This is a genomic window from Deinococcota bacterium, assembly GCA_030858465.1.
In the GTDB taxonomy this organism is placed as follows: Bacteria; Deinococcota; Deinococci; order Deinococcales; family Trueperaceae; genus JALZLY01.
In genome coordinates this window covers 1-7978 of the sequence record JALZLY010000283.1, presented here as the reverse complement: position 1 = coordinate 7978, position 7978 = coordinate 1, and the positions used below count along the sequence as shown (strand labels likewise).

At 65.4% G+C, this 7978-nt stretch carries 7 protein-coding genes and 1 other RNA gene; 3 read left to right on the top strand and 5 right to left on the bottom strand.

Annotated elements, in window-relative coordinates; genetic code table 11:
• Positions 1-1639: tetratricopeptide repeat protein (locus M3498_14275; GenBank protein MDQ3460444.1), on the top strand; the 1639-nt coding region annotated here is incomplete at its 5' end.
• Positions 1640-1704: 65 nt separating this feature from the next.
• Here the strand turns inward: M3498_14275 and M3498_14270 are convergent.
• Positions 1705-2100 (bottom strand): type II toxin-antitoxin system VapC family toxin, encoded by a 396-nt coding sequence (locus M3498_14270; protein ID MDQ3460443.1) that lies wholly within the window; start codon positions 2098-2100, stop codon positions 1705-1707.
• A gap of 12 nt (positions 2101-2112) precedes the next feature.
• On the bottom strand, positions 2113-2349 hold the full coding sequence (locus M3498_14265; GenBank protein ID MDQ3460442.1) for a hypothetical protein: 237 nt from the start codon (positions 2347-2349) through the stop codon (positions 2113-2115).
• A 94-nt stretch (positions 2350-2443) separates the two neighbouring features.
• Here M3498_14265 and ffs point away from each other — a divergent pair.
• Positions 2444-2540: signal recognition particle sRNA small type (ffs, locus tag M3498_14260), an RNA gene on the top strand.
• A 104-nt stretch (positions 2541-2644) separates the two neighbouring features.
• Here the strand turns inward: ffs and M3498_14255 are convergent.
• The 3 genes from M3498_14255 to M3498_14245 all read right to left on the bottom strand — a co-directional run bounded on the left by M3498_14255 (position 2645) and on the right by M3498_14245 (position 6587).
• Positions 2645-4858 (bottom strand): bifunctional (p)ppGpp synthetase/guanosine-3',5'-bis(diphosphate) 3'-pyrophosphohydrolase, encoded by a 2214-nt coding sequence (locus M3498_14255; protein ID MDQ3460441.1) that lies wholly within the window; start codon positions 4856-4858, stop codon positions 2645-2647.
• 121 nt (positions 4859-4979) lie between these two features.
• On the bottom strand, positions 4980-6122 hold the full coding sequence (locus M3498_14250; GenBank protein MDQ3460440.1) for an LptF/LptG family permease: 1143 nt from the start codon (positions 6120-6122) through the stop codon (positions 4980-4982).
• Between the two features lie 183 nt (positions 6123-6305).
• Positions 6306-6587 carry a hypothetical protein gene (locus tag M3498_14245; GenBank protein MDQ3460439.1) on the bottom strand — a complete coding sequence of 94 codons (282 nt, stop codon included), beginning with the start codon at positions 6585-6587 and terminating at the stop codon, positions 6306-6308.
• A 213-nt stretch (positions 6588-6800) separates the two neighbouring features.
• On the opposite strand from M3498_14245, the gene M3498_14240 reads away from it, so the two are divergent.
• Positions 6801-7978: hemolysin family protein (locus tag M3498_14240; GenBank protein ID MDQ3460438.1), on the top strand; the 1178-nt coding region annotated here is incomplete at its 3' end.

Below are 7978 nucleotides of genomic sequence, written 5' to 3'. Positions count from 1 at the left end.
CGAGCGCCTCAACCTGGAAGAGGAGCACATCATTCCCCTTACGGGCCTGCCCTTTCCGCAGGGCGACCTCCCGCTCGAGGAGGCGCGGCACTACGACGCGGTAAGGCTCTTCCTGCGCCGCGCCAAGCGCGCCCGCCCCGGCTTCGAGCTGACGGCGGAGAACGTGGCCGCGGTGCTCGACATCTGCCGGCTGGTGGAGGGCCTGCCGCTGGGCCTCGAGCTGGCCGCCGCCTCGCTGCGGGCCATGCCCAGCCGGGAGGTCGCGCGCGAGATCGCGAGCAACCTGGACATCCTCGTCACTAGGACGCGCAACGTGCCCGAGCGGCACAAGAGCCTGCGCAGCGCCTTCGAGCACTCCTGGGCGCTGCTCACCTCCAAGGAGCGCGCCGTCCTCAAAGGACTCGCCGTCTTCAGGAGCGGCTTTACGCGGGAGGCGGCGAGCGAGGTGGCCGGCGCCACCATCCCCGTCCTCGCCGCACTGGTCGACAAGTCGCTGCTGCGCCTGTCGCCGAGCGGACGCTTCGACCGCCACCCGCTCCTCTACGGGTACAGCCGCGAGAAGCTGGCGGAAGAGCCCAAAGAACAAGCCGAGGCCGGCGCCAAACACGCTGCGCACTTTCTCGGGCTCGCCGAGAGGCTTCGCTCCGAATTGCTCAAGCCCCAGGGCGAGGGCGAAACGGGCGCGCTAAAGACGCTGGCGGAAGAACACGAGAACCTGCGCGCGGCGCTCGCCTGGAGCTTGGAACACGACCGAGGCCTCGCCGTGCGCCTCGCCGTCGCGCTGCGCACCTTCTGGGAGGTCCGTGGACTTCTGGCCGAAGCCTGCCGCTGGCTGGAGGCCGCGCTTGCCGAGCCAGCCGAGGATGTTCCACTCAGGACCAGGTTCGCGGCGTTCACTGCCTGCGGCCGGTTTCTTCTGTTGCGCGGCCAGAAGGACCGTGCGGAAGAGCTGTTCGACGCGGCGCTCGAGCTATCGCGCGTGACGGGCCACCCGCGCGACATGGCCGAAGCCCTCAACCACTTGGGCCTGCTCGCGCTCGAGCGAGGTGACTACCAGCGCGCCGAGTCGCTCTGCGGGCAGGCGCTAGCGCTTCACCGCACGCACGGCAACAAAAGGGGCGTCGCCGTGACGCTCAACAACCTCGGCAACATCGCGCGCTGCCAACGCGACCACGTGAAGGCGGCCGCGCTCTTTGAAGAGAGTCTCGCGCTGCACCGAGAGCTCGGCATCCGCCGGAGTGAAGCTGTCGCCCTTGGCAATCTCGGCTTTGTGGCGCGGCACCTGGGTGAGGTTGCGCGAGCCGCGGAGCTGTTCGGCGAAAGCATCGCGATCAGACATGAACTCGGCGATGAGATCGGGCTTGCGCACAGCTTCTTGGGCCTCGCGGGGCTGCTGCGCGAGATGCAGGATTATGAGCGGGCCGCCACGCTCCTCGGCGTTACCGACAGCTTGCTCGAGACAACGTCAGTAGAGCTGGCGCTTGCCGATCGCGGTGACTACGAGCAAACAGTGGCGATCACGCGCGCCCAGCTAGCTGAAGGGAGCTTCGAGAGGTTCTGGGCACGAGGATACGGGCTGCCCACCGACCGCGCGGTTGCGCGCACGCTCGAGCTATCGAAGGTATACCGGCGGTCATAGAGGCAAGGGCTTCGCCGACTTGATGGCCAAGCAAGGACGCGCCGGACAGGCTCGAGCTTAGAGCTTCAGAGGGGCAGTTCGAACGGGCAGCGCGGGCCTGTGGCACGGCTCAGACGCATGTCCAAGGTGGCAAGGGGCGCACCGAGCGACTCTGCCAGCGCGACGTACCAGGCATCATAGGAAGTGACGCTAAAGCGCAGCTGCCAGACACGCTCCGCGAACGGTTCAAAGGGAAACAGGTCCACGCGCAGAGCCAGCAGATCGGCATGAGCCAGCGATGCGTTGTCGTCGCTGATGTCTCCGTTGAGCGCGGCACGCCGGAGAATGTTGGTCGCCTCCACCGGCAGCAGGTGTGGACCGGCAAGCTGATGCGTGCCCAGCAACCGCGCAGCCCACGCTCCATTGGGGCCGTCGTCGATCAGGGCGGCCACGACGGTCGACGCGTCAACGACCAGAATCACCGCCTGTCCGCGTCACCGCCTATCGGCGTCACGGTGGCCGAGGATTGTCTCCGCCGGCACCGTGGTGCCCACACGCGATGTCCGCGTGCGCACGCGGGCCATGAGCAAGTGTGGCTCGGGTTTGCTGGCCAGTTCGATAAGCTGGCCGCGCAGATACTCCTGCAGCGACTGGCCGGCGAGGGCCGCGCGTGAGGCAAGCTCGTCTCGTGTCTCGGCGGGAACCTTGCGGATGGTAATCGAGATAGTCATGCATGCATTATGCAGCTGCTGCTGCGACATTGCAAGTGATCGGCGCGCGCTACTCACCTTCCCGGCAAAGATGTGCTAAACTCTCTATTCGTGTCCGTCGGCTCAGCGCGGTGGCGACCCTCGAATCAGGTCAGGTCGGAAGAAGCAGCCTTAAGGGGTGATCGTCAGGTGCCGCTGAATACCGGCGGGCACGTCTCTTTTGGGGGTTGGGATTCTGGGGTCAGGGGTTGGTGGGGTGGTTCGTCACCCGGAGATCTCGAAAATTACGAATGCTCATGCTTTCCCCGACCCCCCCCTAGGACTTCAGTCCCGGCTTGGCGCGGTAGACGCGGTTGACGTCGGCGATGCGCGCGACGCCCTCCTTTAAAAAGTCGATCTCGTTCTGGTCGCGCACGTCCACGCGGAAGTGAATACGCGCCGAGACCGAGTTCTGCACGTCGGCGCTCACCCGGCTGGCCGACTTGTTCATGCTCTCGATGACGTTGAGGACGTCTTTCAGCAGGCCCGGCCGGTCCACGCCGACGACCTCGAAGTCGACGGAGTAGACCTCGCCCGAGGGGGTGTCCCAGGTGACGTTCACCAGGCGCTCGCCCTCCTTGGTCATCAGGTGCTTGATGTTGGGACAGTTCACGCGGTGGACGCTGACGCCGCGGCCTCTGGTGATATAGCCGACCACGTCGTCGCCGCGCACGGGCGAGCAGCACTGAGCGAGCTTGGCGGGCGCGTCGAAGCCGTCTAGGTAGATGCCGCCGGTGCCGTGCTTGGGCGCGGTGGTGGGCGCGGGCCGGCTCACGGGCTCCCTGGTCTGGGGGGCGAGAAACTCGATCACCTGCTTGGCGCTGACGCGCCTCGCGGCGACGCTCAGGAGCAGCTCGTCTACCGAGTCCGACTTTAGCAGCGCCCGCGCGGCCTCCTCGAGCCGCCGCCTGTTGCCCAGGTGCTGCGAGACGGGGAGGTGCTTGCGCCTGAGAGCCCGCTCCAGGGTCTTGCGGCCGGCGTCCAGCTTGCCCTGGCGGTCTTGCTGGCGGAAGAACTGGCGAATCTTCTGCTTGGCGCCCCTGGTGACGGCGACCGCGAGCCAGTCGGAGCCGGGGCCGTAGGAGGCGCTGCGGTTGGTGAGGATCTCGATGCGGTCGCCCGTCCGCAAGGGGTAGCTGAGCGGCACGATCTCGCCGTTGACGCGCGCGCCGATGCAGCGGTGGCCGACCTGGGTGTGGACCTGGTAGGCGAAGTCGATGGGCGTCGAACCGCGCGGCAGGTTCAAGACGTCGCCCGCCGGGGTGAAGACGAGCACGCGCTCCGACAAGAGATCCTGCTTGACCGTCTCGACAAAGGCGTCGGCCGTCTCCTCGAAGGTGTCCACGTCCAAAAGCTGCTTCATCCACTCGAGGCGCTTTTCGACCTCATGGCGGTCGTCGATGCCCTGCTTGTAGGCCCAGTGGGCGGCCACGCCGAACTCGGCGACCTCGTGCATGCGCCGCGTCCTGATCTGCACCTCGATGGGCTGGCCGCGCAGGCCGATCACGGTGGTGTGCAAGGACTGGTAGCCGTTGGGCTTGGGCACCGCCACGTAGTCCTTGAATCTTCCGGGAATCGGCGTCCAGGTCGAATGGACGATGCCCAAAGCGCGGTAGCAGACGGCCTTTTCCTGGTCGCTCTCGCTCAAGTCCGAGTTGTAGTCCGGCGTGATGATGACGCGAATCGCCATCAGGTCGAAGATCTGGTCCAAGTTCTTGTTGTCGCGCTGCATCTTGCGGTAGACGCTGTAGAGGTGCTTGCTCCGGCCCGAGACCTCATACTTGAGGCCCTCGGCGGCCAAACGGGTCTTTAGGAGCTCCATCGAGCGGCCGATATAGGCCTCGCGCTCGGCGTGGCGCATCCGCACCTGGCGCTGCAAGAGGCCGTACTTATCGGGCTCCAGATAGGAAAAGCTCAGATCTTCCAGTTCGCTCCGGATGTGGTTGATGCCCAGGCGGTGGGCCAAGGGCGCGAAGATCTCCAAGGTCTCGCGGGCGATGCGCTGCTGTTTTTCCGGGGGCATCGAGGCCAGCGTGCGCATGTTGTGGAGCCGGTCGGCCAGCTTGACCAAGATGATGCGCACGTCGCCGACCATGGCCAGGAGCATCTGGCGCAGGTTCTCGGCCTGCTCGTCCTCGTAGACGCGCACCGCCAGCTTGCTGATCTTGGTCTCGCCCTCGACGATGCGCCGGACCGCCGGGCCGAAGCGGCTCTCGATGTCCGCGAAGGTGACATTGGTGTCCTCTACGGTGTCGTGCAACAGCCCCGCGATGATGGCGTCGGCGTCCAAGTGCATCTCGGCCAGGAGCGCCGCCACCGCCACGGGATGGGTGATGTAGGGCTCGCCCGAGCGACGCACCATCGACTTGTGGGCCTCTTCGGCCAGTTCGAAGGCCGCCGCCAGGCGTGTCTGCGCCTCGGCACCAAGGTAGCTCGTCTGGCTCCTGAGGCTCTCTAAAAGTCCGTTTGTGAGATGGGGCGCTGTGCGCACAGTCCTATCAGTATACCTAAAGCATATGAAGGACTGGGGACTGAGCGATGAGGACTGAGTAAAGGCCCCTAAACGCAGTCCTCAGTCCTCTCACCTCAGTCCTCTCACCTCAGTATCTGAACTATCTGAGGCTGATGCGAAAGGCGAGCAGGTAGAGGCCAAAGGCGCCGAGCACCAGGTTGCCCAGCCACAGCCCCAGCCACACCGGCAGGGCGCCCGTCTGGGCCAGGAGCTGGCCGACCGCCAAGAAGAGGTACCAGACGAGCGTCACCACCAGCGACAGGCCAAAGGCGACGCTGCGGCTGCGGGCGTAGAGGACCGCCAAAGGCACCGCCACCAAGATGAGGGTGAGGTTGGCGAGCGGCTCGGCCAGCCTGCGGTGGAAGAGCACCGCCGCCTGCCGCCTCTCTCCCGCGCTCAGCCGGGGGTCGCGGCTGTCGCGGAGGGCGTCCATGACCGAGCGGCTGTCCTCGAAACCGCCGCCGCCGTAGCGGCTGATGAGCTCGTCCAGGGACTGCGAGGTGGTGATCTCGAGGCTGCTCTCAGCCGAGGGCGCGCGGCTTCTCACCAGCAGGAGGCGGCGCAGGGTCTCCTCGGCGCCGCCCGCGCTTGGCTCGAGCGCCGCCAGGTCGAGGGCGGCCAGGTCCAAAACGGTGAGCTCGTAGCCGTAAAGGAGCAAAGAGGCGCCCTCGAAGCGCGCCCGCGCGGCATGAAAGACCGTCAGCGTGCGCTCTTCCCAGGCCTCGAGGCGGACATCCAAGAGGTCGTCGCTGCGGCGGTCGGTCGCGCCGAAGTGGAGCTGGTAGTCACCCAGGGCGACGTTCTGCCCGGCCAGCCTGAAGAGGCCGCTGCCGCCCGAGGAGAGCTGCCACCAGAGGCCGGCGACCCGGGCGTTGGTCTCGGGCAGGACGCGCTCGCTCAAGTAGAGCGCCGCGGCGGCCGCCAACAGCCCGCCGACGAGAAAGACGCGGGTGAGGCGGCCGAGCGCGACGCCGCCGGCCTGGACGGGCAGGAGCTCGTTGCTGGTGGCGAGCCGGCCAAAGGCCAAGAGCACCGCCAAGAGGACGGCGACGGGCAGGGTCTGGACCATCGCCGCCGGGAGTTGCAGGAGCAGCCAGCTCATGAGCTCCCTGAGCGGCGCGCCGACGATCCACTCTACCCGGGGCAGGGTCGCCGAGAGCACGATGAGCGAGGAGTAGAGCAGCAGGCCAAAGAGAAAGGGCGGCAGGCTCTCGCCGAGGAGGTAGCGGTCGAGCCGTTTCATGGGGCAGCGCCTCGAGCGGCAGCGCCGTGAGCAAAAGAGAAAGGGAACACGGAATCCACTCTTGCACGCTTTTCGTGCGCGTACATTAGCGAGGGAACAATAGAAGCCCTCGAGGCCGTGCGAGCGATTTCACTCTTCACGTAGGGGCGCGGGCAGCTTTACCCGATACGGTGTGGCGCCCCATCAGTGGGCAGTCTGTTCACGCTTTGCTTTCAAAGCTCTGCTGCGCTGCTTGATGTCATCGGCAAGGGTAAAGGCGGTTTCTGCGGCAAGGCTGCGCCCGCGTTCGGCGGCGAGATCGTCCAGACCCTCCTGAATATCCGCTGGCAGCTTGGCGCGTGCCTCGCCTTGTCGCCGCAAAAGTATCAATGCTTCCCCGATCACTTCTCCTTCGTCGGTGACGTAGCCGGTAGCGAGCTGCTGCTTGATGAGTTGCTCCTGTTCGCGGGTGAGTTCTATCGTCACGTTAGAAGGATAAACGATAGAAGCATAGGTGATTTCACATTTTCATGCTACAGTTTCTGTCGTGGATCACCTCACTAACGAAGTGGAGCCTCCTCCGCGAAGTCCTGAGCGCTTCGACCCAATTCACCCTCGAGCAAAGAAGGACCCCGGCCGAGACCGCTCCGGCTGGCTTGGCCTCTCAAGCTTACGCCTGTCCAACGTGCACAAGAGCTCATGCTGACGTTTTTCGTCATCCTGCTCCTCATCAGCTTCAATGCCCTCTACGTCGCCGCGGAATTCGCCGCCGTGAGTGCCAGGCGGACCAGGGTAAGCGAGATGGCCAGCGCAGGTCACAAGCTGGCCCAGCGCCTCCTGCCCATCATCCAAGACAAAAAGAAGCTCGACCGTTACATTGCCGCCTGCCAGATTGGCATTACCCTGTCGAGTCTCGTCTTGGGCTTTTACTCGCAAGCGCAACTGGCGCCCGTCATCAGCCCGGTGCTAGCCTCCCTCGGGAGCATGCAGGACGTGACCGCAACCTCCATCGCGGTGGTCCTTGTGCTGGTGGCGATGACAACCTTTCAAGTCGTGCTTGGCGAGCTGTTGCCGAAATCCGTGGCAGTGCGTTATCCGGAACGAGTTGCCACCGCGACCCTGTGGCCAATGACCTGGTCGCTCGTCCTGCTCTCCCCCATGATTGCCCTCTTCAACGGCTCGGCTTTCGGCATCATGCGGCGCCTGGGCGTCCAGGCGGCCGCGGGCCACAGCCACGTCCACTCGCCCGCCGAACTCGAGCTGCTCATCAACCAGAGCGCGCAAGGGGGACTCATCGACGCTGGGGAACGCGAGATGATCCATAATGTCTTGCGCCTAGACGAGTTGGTGGCCAGGCAGATCATGGTGCCACGCCCGCGCATGGTGAGCGTCGAGGTCAGCACCGAACCAAAGGCTGCTCTGGCTGACCTCCTGCTCTCCCCCCACACCCGCTTCCCCGTTTACGAGGGAAGCATCGACAGGCCCTTAGGCATCATCCACCTGACGGATTTAGCGCTCCTCGTTCAGGGCGGGAGCGAGACTGCGCTCGAGGGGATTGTCCGCAAGGTGCCCGTGGTGCCGGAGTCCCTGCCGGTGAGTGAGCTGTGGCAGCGCCTGAGGCAAAGCAACAACCATATGTCCATCATCTTCGACGAGTATGGCGGCACCGCTGGGCTGGTCACCCTGGAGGATATCGTCGAGGAGATCGTGGGGGAGGTTCAAGACGAGTTCGACCGTGAAGCCGCGCCCATCTGGCGGGCCAAGGACGGGCGCATCCGCCTTCGCGGCGACGTGCTGGTCAGCACGGTGATCGACAGGTTCGCGTATGACCTGCCGGTGTACATCAGCGACACGATCGGCGGTTTGGTCTTCCAGCT